This window comes from Streptomyces sp. NPDC001093 (assembly GCF_040298985.1).
Taxonomy (GTDB): Bacteria; Actinomycetota; Actinomycetes; order Streptomycetales; family Streptomycetaceae; genus Streptomyces.
Genome location: NZ_JBEPBF010000177.1, coordinates 1 through 16,539, shown reverse-complemented (window position 1 = coordinate 16,539; position 16,539 = coordinate 1). Strand labels below are relative to the sequence as shown.

General features: G+C 71.9%; 13 protein-coding genes and 1 pseudogene. 7 read left to right on the top strand and 7 right to left on the bottom strand.

Annotation, left to right across the window (positions count from 1 at the left end; genetic code table 11):
• Positions 1-339: BON domain-containing protein (locus ABT288_RS45510; protein ID WP_351621612.1), on the top strand; the 339-nt coding region annotated here is incomplete at its 5' end.
• 72 nt (positions 340-411) lie between these two features.
• On the opposite strand, the gene ABT288_RS45505 is transcribed toward ABT288_RS45510, so the two are convergent.
• Positions 412-1,041 (bottom strand): MBL fold metallo-hydrolase, encoded by a 630-nt coding sequence (locus ABT288_RS45505; protein ID WP_351621610.1) that lies wholly within the window; start codon positions 1,039-1,041, stop codon positions 412-414.
• 240 nt (positions 1,042-1,281) lie between these two features.
• Here ABT288_RS45505 and ABT288_RS45500 point away from each other — a divergent pair, with 240 nt between their 5' ends.
• From ABT288_RS45500 to ABT288_RS45490, 3 genes are all read left to right on the top strand, one after another.
• Entirely contained in the window at positions 1,282-2,100 is an 819-nt protein-coding gene (locus ABT288_RS45500) for a universal stress protein (protein WP_351621608.1), read from the top strand.
• Positions 2,101-2,296: 196 nt separating this feature from the next.
• Complete coding sequence (locus ABT288_RS45495) at positions 2,297-2,581, top strand: DUF1876 domain-containing protein (protein ID WP_351621607.1); 285 nt, start codon at positions 2,297-2,299, stop codon at positions 2,579-2,581.
• 114 nt (positions 2,582-2,695) lie between these two features.
• The gene (locus ABT288_RS45490; protein WP_351621604.1) at positions 2,696-3,625 is read left to right on the top strand and encodes a pyridoxamine 5'-phosphate oxidase family protein; all 930 of its coding nucleotides are present in this window, start codon (positions 2,696-2,698) and stop codon (positions 3,623-3,625) included.
• 136 nt (positions 3,626-3,761) lie between these two features.
• On the opposite strand, the gene ABT288_RS45485 is transcribed toward ABT288_RS45490, so the two are convergent.
• Entirely contained in the window at positions 3,762-4,445 is a 684-nt protein-coding gene (locus tag ABT288_RS45485) for an ArsR/SmtB family transcription factor (protein WP_351621601.1), read from the bottom strand.
• 77 nt (positions 4,446-4,522) lie between these two features.
• On the opposite strand from ABT288_RS45485, the gene ABT288_RS45480 reads away from it, so the two are divergent.
• Together ABT288_RS45480 and ABT288_RS45475 are read left to right on the top strand one after the other, a co-directional pair.
• On the top strand, positions 4,523-5,893 hold the full coding sequence (locus tag ABT288_RS45480) for an MBL fold metallo-hydrolase (protein ID WP_351621598.1): 1,371 nt from the start codon (positions 4,523-4,525) through the stop codon (positions 5,891-5,893).
• Complete coding sequence (locus ABT288_RS45475) at positions 5,890-7,152, top strand: MFS transporter (protein ID WP_351621595.1); 1,263 nt, start codon at positions 5,890-5,892, stop codon at positions 7,150-7,152. Before ABT288_RS45480 ends, ABT288_RS45475 begins: the two co-directional genes overlap by 4 nt.
• A 25-nt stretch (positions 7,153-7,177) precedes the next feature.
• Here ABT288_RS45475 and ABT288_RS45470 read toward each other — a convergent pair whose 3' ends face one another.
• The 5 genes and pseudogenes from ABT288_RS45470 to ABT288_RS45450 all read right to left on the bottom strand — a co-directional run bounded on the left by ABT288_RS45470 (position 7,178) and on the right by ABT288_RS45450 (position 14,959).
• Entirely contained in the window at positions 7,178-8,575 is a 1,398-nt protein-coding gene (locus ABT288_RS45470) for an FAD-binding oxidoreductase (protein WP_351621592.1), read from the bottom strand.
• A gap of 140 nt (positions 8,576-8,715) precedes the next feature.
• Complete coding sequence (locus tag ABT288_RS45465; protein ID WP_351621589.1) at positions 8,716-11,463, bottom strand: bifunctional YncE/alkaline phosphatase family protein; 2,748 nt, start codon at positions 11,461-11,463, stop codon at positions 8,716-8,718.
• A 4-nt stretch (positions 11,464-11,467) separates the two neighbouring features.
• A complete protein-coding gene (locus ABT288_RS45460; protein WP_351621586.1) occupies positions 11,468-12,823 on the bottom strand; it encodes an ABC transporter permease in 1,356 nt (451 codons plus the stop codon).
• Positions 12,820-13,806, bottom strand: coding sequence for an ABC transporter ATP-binding protein (locus ABT288_RS45455; protein ID WP_351621584.1), 987 nt, complete (start codon positions 13,804-13,806; stop codon positions 12,820-12,822). Before ABT288_RS45455 ends, ABT288_RS45460 begins: the two co-directional genes overlap by 4 nt.
• A 187-nt stretch (positions 13,807-13,993) precedes the next feature.
• A pseudogene (locus ABT288_RS45450) lies at positions 13,994-14,959 on the bottom strand (asparaginase).
• A gap of 270 nt (positions 14,960-15,229) precedes the next feature.
• Here ABT288_RS45450 and ABT288_RS45445 point away from each other — a divergent pair.
• Complete coding sequence (locus ABT288_RS45445) at positions 15,230-16,456, top strand: glycoside hydrolase family 88 protein (protein ID WP_351621581.1); 1,227 nt, start codon at positions 15,230-15,232, stop codon at positions 16,454-16,456.
• Positions 16,457-16,539 lie beyond the last annotated feature (83 nt).

The following is a 16,539-nucleotide window of genomic DNA, read 5'->3' as shown; positions in this document are numbered from 1 at the left end:
GCCGAGGCCGCGCGCACCATGGCACAGGAGGGGGTCAAGAGGCTGCCGGTCGTGGACGACGCCGGGCTGCTGGCGGGCATCGTCAGCCGCGCCGACCTGCTCAAGGTCTTCCTGCGCGACGACGACGACATCGCCGAGGAGGTCCGGCACGAGATCGTGGCGCGCCTGCTGCCGCCTTCGTCGTCGGACCTCCGGGCGGAGGTGCACGACGGAGTCGTCACCCTCACCGGCCGGATCCGCGACACCTCGCTCGTCCCCCTGGCGGCACGCCTGGTGCGGGCCGTGGAGGGCGTGGTGGACGTGCGGTTCGACCTCGCGCACGGCGGGGCGGCGCAGTAGCCGGCGGAGTCGGGCCACGCGTCGTGATTCCGTTCGTACGCCTGCCGGGGCATCGGGGGCGGAGCACGACGCTCAGCGTGCCCGCGGGCGTGTGGGGAGGAGGTACGTACGGCCCTCTCGTCCCCATTCCCCGTGTTCGGGGGTCAGGCCGACGTCCATGGCCCGGAGGCAGGGGCGGCCGATGTGGGCGTAGACCAGGCGTCCGACCCGGTTCCGGGCCGCTTCCACGCCGACGTCCCGTACGGGGGCGTGCCCGCCCACCCCACCGCGGAAGCGGATGGGGCGGTCCCAGGACGAGGCTTCCGCGAACATCAGGTCCGCGTCCGCCGCCCAGGCCGGGAAGGACCGGAACTCCGGTGCCCACACCGCCGTGCCCGGCTCTCCCTCGATGCGGTAGCCGCAGGTGGGATGGGAGGTGTGCGCGACCGGCAACGCGCGGATGCGCAACTCGCCGAGGTCCATGTCCGTCATGCGCGGCACCAGGCCGCGCTCGGCGGCCAGACGCCGCAGGGCGGAGCGCAGCTCGGCCTGCTCGTCGGTGACGAGCCAGGCGTCCAGCCGGCCCTCGGGCGGCTCCGCGCCGGGTCCCCCGTCGAAGACGACGCGCCGGCGGCCGTAGGCGATCAGCAGGCCGGCCGGGGCGTAACGCGGGGACGCCATGGCGCCCACGCCCAGCAGCGTGAGCCGGAGCCGACGCGTCATACCGCCACCTCCCGGGAACGTGGACCGTTCCTCTCCCGCATCGTCCCAGGCACGCGGCAGCCGTGAATCCCGGCCACCCGGCGACGTGCCGGGCCGTTCCCCCCAGCGTCGCGGCCCGCCGCCCGGCCCGACCCGCACGCCGCACACCTCTGGCGAACGGGTCGCATGGCGATGGCCTCCGGCCCGTAAGAAGCTGGAGAGGCCGGGGCGGCGGGCCCGGCACGAGAGGAGACAGGGGCGGTGACGATTCCCCTGGTGGTCGGTGTCGACGGATCCGAGGCCGGCCTGGAGGCGGTCGGCTGGGGCGCCTCCGAGGCCGTCCGGCACGGCGTGCCGCTGCATCTCCTGCACGCGGCGGCCGGGGACCGTGACGCGGCCGACGTGCTCGGCGCTGCCTCGGCACGTGCCAGGAAGAGTGCCCCCACGGTTCGGCTGTCCGGCGACGTGGTCCATGGGGAAGCGGCGTCCGCCCTGGTCGACCTGGGGCGCAGTGCCTTCGCGTTGGTGCTGGGGTCCCGGGGTCTCGGAGGCCTCGCCGGCATGCTCCTGGGCTCCGTCGGCCTCGCCGTGGCGGCACGAGCCGACTGCCCGGTCGTCGTGGTCCGCGGCGGGCAGGAGCACCGCGAAGCACGCTTCGGCAGCGTCGTCGTCGGAGTGGAGGACGAACACTGCAGCGGCACAGCGGTGGAGTTCGCCTGCCGGGAGGCCCAGGTGCGCCACTGCCGCCTCGTGGCGGTGCATGCCTGGAGCGCACCGCCGGGTGCGTGCACGACGCCCCAAGCCCCGTCGTGGCCCCTGGAGGCCCATGTGCGCCCGCCGGCTCAGGTGCTCGACGACACCCTGCGCGGGGTGGCCGGCCGGTACCGCGACACCCCGGTGATCCGGCGGGTGATCGAGGCACCGGCGCGCCGGGCGCTGCTGGACGCCGCGTCAGGGGCGGACCTGTTGATCGTGGGCGCCCGGCGGCGACTTGGGCATCCCGGTCTGCAACTGGGCCTGGTCAATCACGCGGTACTGCATCACGCGCCGTGCCCTGTCGCGGTCGTTCCCCAGGTGTGACCGCCGACGAAGCGACCGCGGACGAGCGGGCCGTAGGGCGGTCTCCCGGAGCGGGCGTCGGTCCCTCAGGGACGTTCGGCCCTGTGACCCGAGGCCGCCGCCGGACGATGATGGAACGGGGAGGGGGGGACCGACCAGCGGCTCGCCGGCGGCCGGACGATGTACCGGTCGTCGGACCGAGGCGAGGAGGAACATCATGTCGCACACGGCGCAGTGGCAGGTCCGCCTCGACCTCTTCGAGGACGACGACGGAACGACGAAGGCACATGTGGTGCTGAACACCGGCACCACCGCTCTCTCCGCCCACGGAAGCGCGCACTGCCATCCGGCGGACATGAACGTGCCGGAGATCGGCGACGAACTGGCGGCCGGCCGGGCCATGGTCGACCTCGCCCACCAGTTGCTGAGCGCCGCCGAACGTGACATGCAGGGAACGGCGCCCGGGCAGGGCACCCGCCGGCCCGCTGCGCGGCCGGTGTGAACCCGGCACCCGTCAGGTGCCGACCCGGGGATGCCCGACCTCGTCCGTGCGTTGCAGGATGTGCCCGGCGTGGCAGGTTGGATACAGCACCATTCTGAGGAGAGGGCGGCGACCATGCGAGCTCACCTCGGCGACCAGCTCATCGTGGAAAGTCCGGCGACCGGTGCCGCCAGGCGCGACGGCGAGATCGTGGGACTCCACCACGCGGACGGAACGCCTCCCTACGACGTGCACTGGTCGGACACGGACGAAGTGACCCTGGTGTTTCCCGGACCCGACGCACACGTCCGTCCCCTGCACCACGAACGGCCCGCGGCCCCGCACGAGCCACGAAGGGGCACCGGTGACGTGACCACCGTGTCCCGCGCCGCCCCACCGCAAAGGGCGGCCAACCCCGGTGACATCGGCCGGCGCGTGGCCCTCGAACGCAGGAAGCGGGGCCTCAGCCGCGAGGAGACGGCCGGCCGCGCCCGGATGTCGCCCGACTACCTGGCGTACCTCGAGGAACGGCCCGCCGACCCGACCCTGGCGACGCTCGTCCGGCTGGCCGACGCGCTGGGCACCACGGTCGCCGCCCTGCGCGGTGGCGGCATCGACCTCCCGCCCGGTCAGGGCTACGCGCTGCTGCATCCCGAGCTGCGCGACCTCACCCCGGAGGAATGCCGCACGCTGCTGTCCACGCACGGCGTGGGACGCGTCTCGGTGTCGACGCCCGACGGCCGCCCGGCAGTCGTCCCGGTCAACTACGACGTCGTCGACGACACCATCGTCTTCCGGACGGCGCCCGATTCCGTGGCCGCGGCGGCCGCCGAACGGGAGGTCGCCTTCGAGGTCGATCACGTGGACGAGGCCCTGAGCCAGGGCTGGAGCGTGCTCGCGGTCGGCCCGGCGAGCGTCGTGACGGACCCGGACACCGTACGGAGACTCACCCGGCAGGCCCACGCCACGCCATGGGCGGGCGGTGGCCGCGAGATGTGGGTGTCGATCCGGCCCACGAGCCTCACGGGCCGCCGGATCGGCCCGGCCGAGCGGCAGAGGCCGTAGCCGACCGTCAGCCGCGCCGAGGCGACGGGCAGGCGACACGACGGTGCCGGCGGCGGTCGAGGCCGCACGGAGCGGGCTGTCCGGGAGGTCACGGCGGAGCCCATGCGGACTCGCGCCGCCGTGGACGTCGGCCGCATCACGTGTGTGTGCCGGACGCGCCGTCCACGGGCAGGTCGGCCAGGCGCCATTCGAGCATGCCGTCGTTGAGGCGGATGGCGCGTCGCCCGCGGTCGGCCAGGAGGCGGACCGCGTCGTAGGCGAGGACGCAGTACTCGCCGCGGCAGTACACGACGATCTCGGAGTCCTCCGGCAACTCGTTGATACGGTCGGCCAGTTCGCCGACCGGGATGGAGATCGCGCCGAGGATGTGCCCGGCCCGGTACTCCTCGACCGGCCGCACATCGAGCACCGTCACACCCCCCGCCGCGACGCGGGCGTGGAGTTCCTCGCGGCTGACCTCCACGGCGCCGTCGTCACCGAGGTAGGCGTCACGGGCGGCCGGCACGGCGGCCTGGTGGTTCTCGGCGACATTGCGCAGCAGGGCGAACAGCCGGGCCACGTCGTCGCCGGCGAGCCGGTAGTGGATGCGCACACCCTCTCTGCGGGTGGCGACGAATCCGGCCTGCTTGAGCGTCTGCAGGTGGGCCGACGCGGTCGTCAGATTCAGCCCGGCCGCCTTCGCCAGGGCGTCGACGGTCCGCTCGCCCTGGGCCAGCAGATCGAGCAGTTCCAGGCGTTTTCCGCTGGCCAGCGCCTTCCCGCTGGCCGCGAACGCGTCGTACAGCCGGGCCTTGGAGCCGGTTGCCGTGATCTCCGCCATGTCCATCCTCCATATATCCATGGAATATCGTAGAGGATGGAGTGGCGACATGAGGACCGGGCCCTGGAGGAACTGCCGTGGACTTTGCCGACGACCATCTGATCCCGCTGGTGGACGCGGGGCTGGGCAACAGCGCCTACCTCGTCGATCTGGGCGACGGCCGTGCCCTGGCCGTGGACGCGAGCCGCGACCTGCGGGCGCTGCACGCCGCGGCCACCCGGCTCGGGCTGCGCGTCGCGTACGCCGCCGACCCCCATCTGCACGCCGACTTCCTCTCCGGTGCCGTCCAGCTCGGCCATGACCACGGTGCCACCGTGCTGGCCTCAGCCGCCGGCCGCCGCGCCTTCCCGCACCGGGGTCTCGCGGACGGCGACGAGGTCGACCTGGGCGGGCTGACCCTGCGCGCCCTGGCCACCCCCGGACACACCGACGAGCACCTGTCCTTCCTGCTGCTGGACGGCAGCCGCCCGCTCGGGGTGTTCACCGGCGGCTCGCTGATCGTGAACTCCGCCGCGCGCACCGACCTGCTCGGCGCCGACCGCACGGAGGAGCTGGCCCGCGCGCAGTACCGCTCCCTGCGGCGGCTGACCCGGCTGCCGGACGAGACCGCGGTGTGGCCCACCCACGGCGCCGGCTCCTTCTGCTCCGCGCCGCCCGGGACCGAGCGCACCACCACCATCGGCACCGAGAAGCGGGCCAACCCGCTGCTCGCCGCGCCCGACGAGGACACCTTCGTGTCCCGGCTGACCGCGAGCCTCGGCAGCTACCCCGCCTACTTCGGCCGGCTCGCGGCCGTCAACCGGCGCGGCCCGGCCGTCCTGACCGCCGCGCCGACGCTGCCCGCCCTGGAGACCGGGCAGGTGGGCGCGCTGCTCGCCGAGGGCGGCCATGTCGTCGACGTCCGTCCCGCGGCCCAGTACGCCGCCGCCCACATACCGGGGTCGGTCTCCATCCCGCTGCGCGCCCAGTTCGCCACCTGGCTGGGCTGGCTGCTGCCCGGCGAGGCCCCCCTCGCCTTCGTCACCGGCGCGGACCAGGACCTGTCGGAGATCGTCTGGCAGGCGTACAAGATCGGTTACGAGCGTCTCGCCGGCCGTCTCTCGGGAGGCATGACCGCCTGGCAGCAGGCCGGCCTGCCCACCTCGGCCACCGCGTTCGTCACCCCCGACCGGGCGCCGGCCGCCCCGTACCTCGACGTCCGGCAGACGGCCGAGTACGCCGCCGGACACGTCCCCGGCGCCCGCCACCTCGAACTCGGCGTCCTCGCCGCCCACGCCGCCGAGGTCCCCGGGGGCGCGGTGGTGGGCTGCGGACACGGCGAGCGCGCCATGACCGCCGCCAGTGTCCTGGAGCGTGCCGGGCACACCGGCCTGACCGTCCTGAACGGTAGTCCCGGCGACTACGCCGCCGCCCACGGCCGCCGGCTCACCGAGGGCGGCGCCGGATGAGCGCGACCACCGAGTCCGCGGCCAGGCCTGTTCGGCTGGGACTGCGCGAGAACTGGCCGCAGTTCACGCTGCTGGTCGTCGTGAACGTCTGCGTGGGCGGCCTGGTCGGCCTGGAACGCACGACCGTCCCGCTCATCGGCGCCCGCACCTTCGGCCTGACCAATGACCTGGCCGTCTTCTCCTTCATCATCGCCTTCGGCCTGACCAAGGCCCTCACCAACCTCGCAGCCGGCGCGCTCACGGCCCGCTTCCGCCGCAAACAGCTCCTGGTGGCGGGCTGGCTCATCGGCGTCCCCGTACCGTTCGCCCTCGCCTGGGCACCGTCATGGGGCTGGATCGTCGCCGCGAACGTCCTGCTCGGCCTCAACCAGGGCCTGACCTGGTCGATGACCGTCAACATGAAGATCGACCTCGTGGGCCCCGCCCGGCGAGGACTGGCCACCGGCCTGAACGAGGCAGCCGGCTACACCGCCGTCGGCACCACCGCCCTGGTCACCGGATATCTCGCCACCGTGTACGGCCTGCGCCCGGTACCGGAACTCATCGGTGTCGTCTTCGTCGCCGCCGGGCTCGGCCTCGCCCTGATCGTGCGGGACACCGCCGCGCACGTCGCCCTCGAACTCTCCCGGCACACCAAGCCGCTGGCATCCGGCGAGAGCACCGCCCTGGGACCCACCTTCGCCCGGACGTCCTGGCACCACCGGTCCCTGCGCGGGGCCAGCCAGGCCGGCCTGGTCAACAACCTCAACGACGGCCTCACCTGGGGCGTCTTCCCGCTGCTGTTCACCGAGCACGGTCTGGGCCTCGCCGCCGTCGGCCTCGTCAAGGGCCTGTACCCCATACTCTGGGGCCTCGGTCAGATCCCCACCGGTCACCTCTCCGACCGGATCGGCCGCAAGCCGCTGATCGTCACCGGCATGCTCGTCCAGGCCGCCGGATTCGTCCTCGCCCTCGCCCTGCTGGACACCCCTCTGCTGGCGGGCGTCCTCTCCTCCGTCGCGCTCGGGCTCGGCACCGCCATGGTCTACCCGGCCCTGATCGCGTCGGTCTCCGACCACGCGCACCCGGCCTGGCGGACGGGCGCGCTGGGCACCTACCGATTCTGGCGTGACATCGGCTACGCCGTGGGCGCCCTCGTCGCGGGCATCCTCGCCGACGCCCTCGGCCTGAACGCCACGGTCATCGCCGCCGCAGCCCTCACCGCCGGCTCGGGGCTGCTCGCCGCCCGCTGGATCAGCGAACACGACGGCGGCCGCTGACGCGGCTCAAGGTATGCGCGCCCTGTCACTCCGGGGCCGGTGGGATGTTCTGGTTGACGTGGAACAGGTTGTCCGGGTCGTAGGCGCGCTTGACCGCGGCCAGGCGGTCGTAGTGGCCGCGGTAGGTGGTCCGGACCCGTTCCTGGCTCTCCCCGGGGCCGATGAAGTTGACGTAGGAGCCGCCCATGGAGTGGGGGTGCAGGTCGGTCCAGTAGTCGACGCACCACCGCCGGATGGCCTCGGCGGCGGCGGGGTCCGGGTCGATGCCGGCGATGATGCCGGACCACACGGCGTCCCGGTAGGCCCAGGCCGTGTCGTCGGCGCCGGCCTGGTGGGCCGCCCCGTCAACCGGGTAGAGGTGCATGGTCGACAGACCGGTCGGAAGGTTCTCGCCGTACTCGTGGTGCACGTCGATCGCGGCGTCGGAGAGGCCGTCGAAGAGGTCGCCGCGCCAGTACCACTGCAGTCCCTTGGGGATCAGCTCGTCGAACATGGTCTGCAGGACGGGGTACGGCGTCGGGGTGGCGAAGTGGAAGGCCGGCGGCGCCGGGTCGTTCACCGCGGCGAACACCTCCGTCAGGCGTTCGTCGGAGAGGTCGCCCGTGTAGCACCACACGACCCCGCACATCTTCTGCCCGTGAATCGGCTCGGGGAAGGGCGGTCCGGGCGGTATGACGAGGAGGAGGAAGAACCCGCTGAGCTCGTCCGGCGCGGCGGGCAGGAACTCCCGGTACCAGCGCAGCACTTCGGGGGTCCGGTCGACCGGCCACACCGTCACGGCGACCCCGACGGTGCCGGCCGGGTGCAGGCGGAAGGTGAACGACGTCACCACGCCGAAGTTGCCGCCCCCGCCCCGCAGCGCCCAGAACAGCTCCGGGTGATTGTCCGGGGACGCGGTGACATAGCTGCCGTCGGCGAGGACGACGTCGGCCGACAGCAGGCTGTCGATCGTCAGGCCGTACCTGCGGCTGAGGTGCCCGTGGCCGCCGCCCAGGGTGAGACCGCCGACGCCCGTGGTCGACATGATCCCCGCCGGTACGGCGCGCGCGAAGGCGTGTGTCGCGTGGTCGAGATCGCCGAGCAGGCTGCCGCCGCCCACCTGGGCGGTGTCCGTCTCCGGGTCCACCCTGACCCAGCGCATCGGGGACAGATCAAGGACGAGTCCGTCGTCGACCAGACACAGGCCCGGGCCGCTGTGGCCGCCGCCGCGCACCGCGAGCTCGACGCCGGTGTCCCGGGCGAAGGAGATCACCGCCCGCACGTCCGCCACGTCCACGCACTCGGCGAAGGCGGCCGGCCGCCGGTCGATCATGGCGTTGTAGATGCTGCGGGCCGCGTCGTAGCCGGGGTCCTGCGGCGTGATGACGGATCCCCGCAGTGCCTCGCGCAGAGCGCCGGCAGCCGTTGCGTCGATGGTGTTCATGACCGCGTACCTTTTCCGTCTTCAGTCTTCACCCGCCCACCGCACCCCGCACGTCGGCGTCGGGGACACGAGCCCGCGGGAACGTCGAGGACCCCTGGCCGGCGACGGCCGGCCAGGGGTCCTCGACGGGTCAGCCTGCGTCAGCCGTCGGACTCCGACGACGGGATGTAGGCACCCGGCACGTCGTTCGGTGCGTAGATCTTCCTCTCACCGGGGTACGGCGTCTGCCAGTTGTGCGTCTGGTACCACGTGAAGTGGTTCATCTGCGCGGGGTTGGCGTAGTCGGGCACGGCGTGCGGCCCGGTCAGCCGCTGCTTCGACTTCCAGGCGTCCCACTCCGCGGCGAGCTTCTGCATGTCCGCCGGGACCTTCGCCGCCGGGACGGCCGCCGCCTTCGGGTCCTGCGCCGCCGGGGCGTCCACGCCGCAGGAGGGCGGCGTCTTCAGGCCGTCGGTCAGCGGGGTCCGGTTGGGCACCGCCTTGAACGGCGTGTAGTCCGGGCGCCGGGTGAATGCCCCGCGCATCGGGCTGGCCGCGCTGTCCTTCTGGTTCATCGGGTGGATCCCGAGGATCTGCTCGATGGTGCGGATCATCGTGATCTGCGAGTAGTAGTGGTTGTCGACGGTGCCGTGCTGGGCCCAGGGGCTGATGATCTGGATCGGGGCACGGTGGCCGTCGACGTGGTCGAGACCCGCCTGGGAGTCGTCCTCGACGACGAAGATCGCCGAGTCCTTCCAGTACTTGCTGTGGGAGATCTCGTCGACCATCCTGCCGACCGCGAGGTCGTTGTCCGCCACCTCGGCCGCCGGGCTCGCCGGACCACCGGTGTGGTCGTTGGAGAGCCAGAACATGTTCAGGTTGGCCGGGCCGTTCTTCTCGAAGTCCTGCTTCCAGATCTGGTACTTGTAGATGTCCGGAACGTCGAGGTCGAACAGCGGGAAGCCGGGCACCGAGACGGAGTTGAGCGACGGGATCGCCGAACCCGTCTGTATGGGGTACGCTGTGGGCTGGCCGGTCGCGTCCATGTTCTTGGCGTCGCAGTACAGGTTCTGCCAGGTCGCGCCGGCCGGCTTGCTCTCGATCGACTGGAACTCGCCGAAGTCTCGCACGGACTTCCCGGCCGCCTGGGCACCGGTCCAGATGAAGCCGGACTTCTGGTGACCGAGGACGTCGTTCTCGGTGTCGTAGCTGCGCGCGTACTCACCGGCCGAGGACTCGGTGTACTCCGGGTCGTCGGCCTGCATCAGCCAGTTGTGGCCCTCGGCGGAGTTGGTGCCGATGTCGTACGTGTTGTCGTACAGGCCGAACTGCCTGGCCAGGGCGTGCTGGTTCGGCGTCACGTTCTCGCCGAACTGCGTCACCGACGGGTCGCCGTTGCCCTGCGGCATGTCACCGAAGACCTGGTCGTAGGTCCGGTTCTCCTTGACGATCAGGAAGACGTGCTTGATCGTCGAGGGGTCGCCGAGCCGCTGCGGCACCGGCACCGGCCACGCCTTGCTCCCGCCCTTGGCCAGCGAGACCGAGCCGGGGGTCCAGCCGTTCTGCCGGAAGACCTTGGCCGTCTCGGACCTGATGACGCTGTCGTCCGGCAGGGTGAACCGCTGTACGCTCGACGTGGTGTCGTGGGTGCCGTGCCCGGCGGGATTGTTCGGGCGACGGGCGTCGATACCACGGGTGTTGGAGACCAGCACCTGGTTGCCGACGGTGGTGATCTCCGCGGGGAAGTAGTCCGTCGGGAGCAGGCCGACGTAGCTCACCGGCTCCAGCGGGCTCCGGTACCGGTAGACGGCGACCGCGTTGGCACGGCCGAGGGTCACCAGCAGACGGCCGTCGTCGGTGAGCGTCACCGCGTTGGGCTCGTAGCCCACGGACGCCTCCGGCCACGGCCGGGTGTCGATGGTCTGCACGACCTTGTTCTTGCCGGTGTCGATGACCGAGACGTCGTTGCCGGCCGTGTTGGTGACGAACAGCGCCCTGCCCTTGGCGTACAGGGCGGTCGGGTGCAGGCCGACGTCGATGCTCGAGGGAGCCGCGGCCGGGTTCGCCAGGTCGATGACGCTGACCGTACCGGTGGTGCTGGCGCCCGTCCTCGGGTTGGCCGGCACCTGGGTGCCGTACGAGTTCATGGTGGTGTCGCCGGACCGGGCCGGACGGCCGCCCTCGTTGCTGACGTAGAGCTTGCTGCCGACCATGACCATGTCGCGCGGCGCGTTGCCCACGGTCCAGCTCTGCTTGACGGCGCCGGTCGCCGCGTCGATGGCGACCACCCGGTTCTGGCCGTTGACCGCCGAGTACACGGTGGAGCCGTCGGCGGAGAACACCGCCTGGCCCACCAGCGCGTGCTTGGAGCCGTCCGCCGGGATGGTCACGGCCGTCGGGTCGGCGACGGTGCCGTCCGGGTTGACCGTGAACTTGGTGTAGCCGTCGGTCTGGCCCAGCCACAGCTGCTTGCCGTCGGGAGAGTAGGTGGGGCCTTCCTGGCCCACGGAGTTGCTGCTCAGGCGCGGGGTCGAGGTGGCGGCGGTGCCGACGACCTGCTGGACCTTCCAGTTCTTCACGTCGACGATGGCCAGCGCGCTGCCGCCGTCGGTGACCGCTGCCGCGAGGTGGGTGCCGTCCGGGCTGGGCGAGGACGACATGATCTTGCCGTTGTTGAGGACGAGGCGCTCGCCGTACGGGGCGAGGTACTGGTCGCTGGAGATGACCTGGCCCCGGTCGGTCGTCTGGCCGACCTGGTCGGTGCCGAACTGGTGGGTCTGGGCGTAACCGATGCCGGCGGTGGTGGCGAGGACCACCGCTGTGGCGATCGCGGTGAGGCTGGTCCGGCGCCCGAGGCGTCTACCGAGGAACTCCGTCTCCACAGCCCGGCGGTGGCGGGTTACCTGCATGGAGTCATCCCTTCGAGGTGCTGAGAAGTACGACGTTGCCGTCGAACTGCCAAAGAGGGTTCGGTGCGTCCCCGGTCGGGGTCTGCACCAGGAAGTAGCCGTTCACTTCCTTCGGTCCGTCGCCGTCGGCCACGAACCGCCCATCGGAGGTGACGTCGAGCTGGTAGATGGCCGTCCCGGTGGCCTCGACGTCGGGGAGATGCCAGGACACGACGCAGCGCCAGTCGTTGCCGGGGCCTTCGGCGGCGACCCTGACACTGCCCTTGTTGCAGGTCGCCGTGGCCCTCAGCTGCGCTTCGGTGACGGCAGGGCGGTTGAGCTGCCTGGTCTGCATGCGATAGAGGTGGGCGAACTCCGTGGCGAGGGAGCGCTGTACCTTGTCCTGCGAGATCCCGGAACCCGTCGCCCCGGTCGCCGAGGCGACGACGGCGACGGTCGCGCCGGCCAGTCCGACGAGCGGCAGGAGGCCGGCGGTGACCGCGCGGCGCCCCGAGCCGTCGTCGGTCAGGTTGGTGAAGTCGCGGCGCAGGAAGAGCAGATAGGCCAGCGCTGTCGCCGTCACCGCCCACAGCAGGCTGACCACGAGGCCGATCACCAGTGGGCCGAGCTGTGCCGGGCTGGTGAACAGTCCGTTCCAGGAGATGAACGCCCAGCTGGGCAGGGCGATTCGCAGGGCGACGGGCAGCGGCAGCATCTGCGCCAGCTGCATGGCCAGTGCGACGACCGCCGGGAGCAGCAGTCCCATCGGGGACCGGCCCAGGACGACCGAGCCGAGAAGGCCGATCCCCGCGAGGGCCAGCGTCGGGGCGAGCACGCAGGCCCAGGCGAGCATCACCTGGCCGGCCGCGTCCCCCGGGGCCAGCAGGTGGCCGTCGAGGCCGACCAGCGGACGGTTGCCGACCGCCACGAGCCCGCCGACCGTGCTGGAGGCGGCCAGCCCGGCCACGAGCAGCAGGATGACGGTGAGACTCGCCAGTGCCTTGGCCGCGAAGATCCGGCGAGGCGAGCGGACGGCCACGAGCAGGTGACGCCAGGTGCCGAGCCGGTCCTCGGAGGCGAACACGTCTCCGGCCACCACGGAGGTCAGCAGCGGGAGCGCCCAGGTGCCGGAGAAGCCGAGGATCACCAGGGGACCGGCCCAGCCGGTGGCGAGCATCCAGCGCCCGAAGAGCGTGTCGGCGGGGAGCGTGCTCTGCTGGCTCACCCCGGCGACGAAGAGCCCCGGTGCGATCCAGCAGGCGATCACCAGCAGGCGGATCCGCCATTGCGAGACGAGTTTGACCAGTTCGAAGCGGTAGCCGCGGGCCACCGAGACGCGGCCCGCGCCGGTGGTGGGTTCGGGGGCGACGACGGTTGTCATCGGCCGGCCTCCTGCGGCTGGGTGTCGGTCTCCTGGGGCCGGGTCCCGGCTCGCTGTTGCTGCTCGGTCAGGGCCAGGAACGCGGCCTCGAGCGGGGAGACCACGGGGGCGAGTTCACGCAGGGCGATGCCCGACTGCACGAGCCGCACCACCAGTTCGTCGAGGGCCGGCACCAGGGCGCGCACGACGAGCACCTCGGCGCCCTGACGTCCTACGGCGTCATCGACGACGTGGATCCCGGGTGTGCCGGCGGCCAGCCGGCGGGCGGTCTGCGGGTCGGAGGTGAGCAGCCGGTAGTCCAGTTCACGGTTCTCGGCGGCCAGCTTGCTCAACGGGCCGGAGAAGACGATCCGTCCGGTGGCGAGGATGGTGACCTCGGAACACAGTGCCTCGAGGTCGTCCATGCGGTGGCTCGACAGCACGACGCTGGTCCCCTCCGCCACGAGCCGCGTGAGGACACCGTGCACGTGTTTCTTGCCGGCCGGATCGAGGCCGTTGGAGGGCTCGTCGAGCACGAGCAGCCGGGGCTTGGTCAGCAGGGCGGCGGCGAGGCCGAGCCGTTGGCGCATGCCCAGGGAGAAGCCGCGGGTCCGGTCGTCTGCGACATCGGTGAGCCCGACCTGGTCGAGCACCTCGTCGATGCCCGCCGTACGGGCGTCTCGACCCCGGAGAGCGGCCAGCGCGGCCAGGTTCTGCCTGGCGGTGAGCGAGGGGTAGAGCCCCGGGCCGTCCACGAACCCGGCGACTCCGTCGGGAGCGGCGAACGTCCTGCCCACCGGCGTACCGAGGATCTCGAGGCGTCCGCTGTCGGCCACGGCCAGGCCGAGCAGAAGCCCGAGCAGGGTCGTCTTCCCGGCACCGTTCGGGCCCACCAGGCCGTGGATCTGTCCCTGTGCCACATCCAGATCGATGCCGTCGAGGGCGACGACATCACCGAAACACTTGCTGATCCCACGAGCCCGGATCGCACGGAGTGAGTCCATGAGCCCCTTCTTTCGAAAGCCTCAAGGACCCTAAGGAGGGCACATCACACTCACAGCAATCGCGAGTTGAACGCTCATGGAACGGAAGTCAACCGTCGTCCACCCCATGGATAACCGGACATCCCCCTCAATACAGGACTTTGTAAGGAACCTGACCGAACGTTACCCAACACCACCGGGCGCCCGGTCAGAACGCCACGCGCACCTCCCCCACCTCCCGCCCTCCGCCCAGCACCGGCGCACGGCCGACGCGGTCCACGACGGCTGCCGGCACCCCCATCAGGTTCAACGCGCGGGCCAGGACGGGACCGAGGGCCCGGACTCCACCGTCCTCGACCTAGAGGGCCAGGGAACGTCCGTCGGGCAGGGCAAGGGCCTGTACGGCCTCCGCGCCCACCTTCGACAGGGCGCCCGGTATGTCCTTCATGAGCCAGGTGTCGCGGCGTCGGGTGCCGGCGACGCACTCGGGGTGGGCCCGCATGGCGTCGGCGACCCGCCGTTCGGGTGTGCCGGGTGCGGCGAGGACGAAGGAGCGGAAGGCACGGGCGAGGCCGGTCGGGCTGATCGCCATCAGGGGCGCCCCGCAGCCGTCCACCCCGACGGCGGCCACCGGTTCACCGGCCGCCTCCTCCACGACGGTGCGGATGGCGCGCTGGAGCGGATGGTCCGGGTCGAGGTAGGACTCCAGCGGCCAGTCCCGGAGCGCGGCGGCGGCCGGCATCGCCGTGTGTTTGCCGGGACAGTTCACGGCCACGCGGTCGCGCCGGCCCCCGGCCGCCAGGCAGGCCTCCTGCTCCTCCTGATCCAGCGGGAGGGCGGCCGGGCACCGAAGGCGCTCCGGGGTCAGCCCGTGCTCGTCGAGCATGGCGCGCACCAGGTCGCGGTGGAACGGCTCGCCGGAGTGGCTCGCGGCGGCCAGGGCCAGCCGTTCTCCCCCGAGGCCGAGTCCGGCCCGCAGCACGCCCGCCGCCTGCATCGGCTTGTTGGCGGAACGCGGAAAGACGGGGGACGTCACGTCGCCGGTCTCCCACTCCACCGAGGCGTCCGCGGCGAGCAGTATCACGCTGCCCCGGTGCCGCCCCTCGACGAATCCGGAGCGGACGACCTCGGCGAGGACCGGGGCGGCCGACGTGCTCGCGTCGGGTGCGGTCATGGCGGGCTGGGACATCGGCGGTCACCTTCCGCGGGGGAATCCGGGTTCGACCCGCCCGACCGTCTTCCGGATCGCCGGACATACCGGCCGGATGAGCGGATCGCTCCGCACGGTACCGGTGCCCGAGTCGTGCGCCGCGAGCAGCAGGGATTCCCGGCCACCCGAGTCATTCACATACACGAACTCTGCACATGTGGGTGTACGACAGGACCGCCACCGTGCCAGACTCCCTCAACGCCCCTGCCGTTCCGCCTACTTGGAGGACTGTCCATGAGCATGTCCCGGCGCACCGTGCTCGCCGTGGCAGCCGGAGCCACGGCGACCGCCGTCTCCCCCGCGCAGGCCGCGGAGGCGTCAGGCGGCCAGGGACCGGCACCGGCTGCGCGGTCGCTTCGCGCGGCGGCCGACTACGCGGTGGAGAAACTGCGCGCCGTCGCGCCGGGGGTGACCGGGTTTCCCGTCGGCACGAAGTTCGAGAAGTGGACCTACTCCCAGAACGGTGACTGGGTCGGCGGGTTCTGGCCGGGGACGCTGTGGATGGCGTATCTCCACAGCGGAGACGACGCGTTCCGCACGCTGGCGCTCGACTCCGCCCGCGGACTCGCTCCGCGCCGGTACGACACCACCACCCACGACCTCGGATTCCTCTTCTATCCCTCCTGGGTCACCGCCTGGCGCCTGACGGGCGACGGCAGTTGGCGCGCGGGGGCGATCGAGGCGGCCGACTCCCTCATCCAGCGCTACAACCCGCGCGGCCACTTCATCCGGGCCTGGGGGGCGCCGGACGACCCGAAGAACGCGGGCCGGGTCATCATGGACACGATCATGAACCTCGACCTGCTGGCCTTTGCCGGCCGGCAGACGGGCGACGAGAAGTACCTGCGGATCGCCGTCGAGCATGCCAGGACGGCACAACGGGTCTTTCCCCGGCCGGACGGCTCGACCCCTCACGTCTTCGACTTCGACCCCGGCACCGGGGCGCCGATCGGCCCGAACACGGTCCAGGGCTACAGCCCGAGCTCCTGCTGGTCCCGCGGGCAGGCCTGGGGCGTCTACGGGTTCACCACGATGTACCGCCGTACCGGAGATCGGCAGTTTCTCTCCACGGCACGCAGACTCGCCGACTTCGCGGTGGGAGCGCTGAGTCCGGATCACATACCGGTGTGGGACTACCGTGCACCGCAGGCCCCGTACGACATCAAGGACGCGTCAGCGGGCGCGGTCATGGCATGCGGGCTGCTCGACCTGTCCGCCGCGACCGGACGGCGTGAGTACCGGCAGGTCGCCCTGCGGATCCTCACGGCGCTGTCGGAGACCTGCCTGACGCGGAACTCCACCCGCGCGGAGGCGATAGTCGCCCGCTGCACCCGCAACCGGCCGGCCGAGGACGGAATCGAGATCTCCCTGCCCTACGCGGACTACTACCTGCTGGAGGGCATCCTGCGCGTGCTGCGGCCGCAGGACGTCGACCGGGCCATCGATCTGTCGACGCTCTGAGGCACCGGCACAGGTGTGCGCCGATGCCCTCCAGCAGGTAGTAGTCCGCGTAGGGCAGGGAGATCTCGATTCCGTCCTCGGCC

Excerpts from the sequence above, each read along its gene's own strand:
- ABT288_RS45505 (WP_351621610.1), bottom strand. The coding sequence starts at position 1,041 with ATGACGCGTCGGCTCCGGCTCACGCTGCTGGGCGTGGGCGCCATGGCG.
- ABT288_RS45495 (WP_351621607.1), top strand. The coding sequence starts at position 2,297 with ATGTCGCACACGGCGCAGTGGCAGGTCCGCCTCGACCTCTTCGAGGAC.
- ABT288_RS45490 (WP_351621604.1), top strand. The coding sequence starts at position 2,696 with ATGCGAGCTCACCTCGGCGACCAGCTCATCGTGGAAAGTCCGGCGACC.
- ABT288_RS45485 (WP_351621601.1), bottom strand. The coding sequence starts at position 4,445 with ATGGCGGAGATCACGGCAACCGGCTCCAAGGCCCGGCTGTACGACGCG.
- ABT288_RS45475 (WP_351621595.1), top strand. The coding sequence starts at position 5,890 with ATGAGCGCGACCACCGAGTCCGCGGCCAGGCCTGTTCGGCTGGGACTG.
- ABT288_RS45470 (WP_351621592.1), bottom strand. The coding sequence starts at position 8,575 with ATGAACACCATCGACGCAACGGCTGCCGGCGCTCTGCGCGAGGCACTG.
- ABT288_RS45465 (WP_351621589.1), bottom strand. The coding sequence starts at position 11,463 with ATGCAGGTAACCCGCCACCGCCGGGCTGTGGAGACGGAGTTCCTCGGT.
- ABT288_RS45460 (WP_351621586.1), bottom strand. The coding sequence starts at position 12,823 with ATGACAACCGTCGTCGCCCCCGAACCCACCACCGGCGCGGGCCGCGTC.
- ABT288_RS45455 (WP_351621584.1), bottom strand. The coding sequence starts at position 13,806 with ATGGACTCACTCCGTGCGATCCGGGCTCGTGGGATCAGCAAGTGTTTC.
- ABT288_RS45445 (WP_351621581.1), top strand. The coding sequence starts at position 15,230 with ATGAGCATGTCCCGGCGCACCGTGCTCGCCGTGGCAGCCGGAGCCACG.